We start from the raw sequence: 1,951 nt of genomic DNA on the forward strand, positions 1-1,951 counted from the left end.
TCACCGGTGACTGGAACGGCTCTGGCACAACTAATATCGGTATTTTCAGAAACGGTCAATGGTATCTCGACCTCAATGGCAATGGTCTGTGGGATGGCCCTCCAGCTGATGCATCCTTCTCTTTCGGTTATCAAGGAGACCTTCCGGTCACCGCTTTGTGGTAAGATTTATGCCGTAAGAAGCTTTTATTTAATGGGATAAGGGTGCGATGAGCTATAAGCACCCTTATCAATTTAATAGTGTTTAAGCAGTAGTTAAGACCTTTAATGCCCTGAGCCTGCTCGGATGTTTGAGTTTTCTCAGGGCTTTTGCCTCTATCTGTCTTACCCTTTCACGTGTAATCGAAAGATGTCTTCCAACTTCCTCCAATGTATGGTCTCTGTCAACACCTATCCCGAACCTCATTCTTATTACCTTTTCCTCTTTAGGGGTCAAAGTTTTTAATATCATCAGTATCTGATCAGAGATTTCGCTCTTTTCAGCATCGGAATATGGAGAAGGACTATTCTTATCACCTATAAAATCCTCCAGTTCTGTATCTTCATCACCAACAGGGGTTTGCAGCGCTATTGGGTCCTGTATAGCCCTGAAAACTTCTTCAACCTTTCTCGTCGGAACCCCCAGTTTTTTGGCAATCTCTTCGTTGCTTGGCTCTCTTCCCAGCGACTGAGTCAGTTCTCTTGATGCTTTAGTAACACGGTTGTAAAACTCCATCATATGAACAGGTACACGGATGGTCTTTGTCTGATCAATAAGCGCCCGTGTAATAGCCTGTCTGATCCACCATGTTGCGTATGTCGAAAATTTGAAGCCCTTTTCGTATTTGAATTTATCCACTGCCTTCATAAGGCCGATATTGCCTTCCTGAATAAGATCAAGCAGAGGCAAACCCCTGCCGACATAATTTTTTGCTATATTAACTACCAATCTTAGATTTCGGGTTATTAATTCATTTTTGGCCTCAGTAACAAGTGCCCGTGCTTTCGTAATCCTGTCCCACTTTAGTTTCAGGTCATCTATTTTGACCCCAACCTCAGATTCAACCCGTTTATATTCAGTCTGTACTTCTTTTGCCAGTGCATGGAGCTTCATAGGATTAACTTCTTTTTTCTTTTTTTCGTTTATCAGCCTTTTCAGGTCTCTTAAAGTGCCGTGTCTTGTGATCTTTCTGTCTGCAATTTCCACTTTTTTCATAAGATTGTCAAGGATTTTCAGACTCATGATAAGGGCTTCATCAGGCTTTTCGTCTTCCCCGTTAGTTAAATCCTCTTCTTCTTCCTGTTTATCTAAACTTGCCTCGAGTTTTTTGTACAGAGGCATTGCAGTGACAATTTCTTTTATTATCTCTCTTCCTTCTTCCAGTCTCTTCGCAAGCTCAGTTTCTTCATCCTTGGTAAGTATCGATATATCTCCCATAGAATGGAAATATGCCTGAACAAGGTCTTCTGTCTTTTCGTACTCTCCCGCTTCCTCTTCCTCTGAAACTTCCTCCTCCGGAGCAGTTGTTTCCTCGTAATCTACAACCTTAACTCCCATATCCTGAAGAAGATCCATAAGATCTTCTAATTCATCAGGAGAAAAGAATTCAGAGGGGAGAGCCTCATTTATCTCATCATAGGTAAGCGTTCCACGCCTCTTCCCTATGTCTATTATCTCTTCAAAAATATCCCTTTCTCTCATTTCTGCTCTTACCCTCTATAAACATATAAATATAGAAGAAAAGGGCCAGCAGGCCCTTCCTATTTCTCTTAATAACATTTTACTACTTTTTTATTTTTTGACAACTAAAGAAGTTGTATTTTTGTTTTTTTGACAGCAGAGGGATAAAATAAGGGTCAAGACGCACGGTCTATTAGTACTGGTCAGCTGAATGCGTTACCGCACTTACACCTCCAGCCTATCGACGTGGTAGTCTACCACAGACCTTCAGGGCCTTGCGGCCGGGAGATCT

The 1,951-nt window shown here is 41.8% G+C and carries 1 protein-coding gene and 1 rRNA gene; both read right to left on the reverse strand.

Features of this window, described 5'->3' with window-relative positions; translation table 11 throughout:
* Window positions 1-243 precede the first annotated feature (243 nt).
* Window positions 244-1,680, reverse strand: a complete 1,437-nt coding sequence (locus AB1797_14080; GenBank protein ID MEW5768714.1) for a sigma-70 family RNA polymerase sigma factor — start codon at window positions 1,678-1,680, stop codon at window positions 244-246.
* A 151-nt stretch (window positions 1,681-1,831) separates the two neighbouring features.
* A 23S ribosomal RNA gene (locus tag AB1797_14085) occupies window positions 1,832-1,951 on the reverse strand; the annotation flags it as partial.

This window comes from bacterium (assembly GCA_040753085.1).
GTDB lineage: Bacteria > UBA9089 > JASEGY01 > JASEGY01 > JASEGY01 > JASEGY01.

Coding starts and splice junctions, on each gene's coding strand:
- AB1797_14080 (MEW5768714.1), bottom strand. CDS start 1,680: ATGAGAGAAAGGGATATTTTTGAAGAGATAATAGACATAGGGAAGAGG.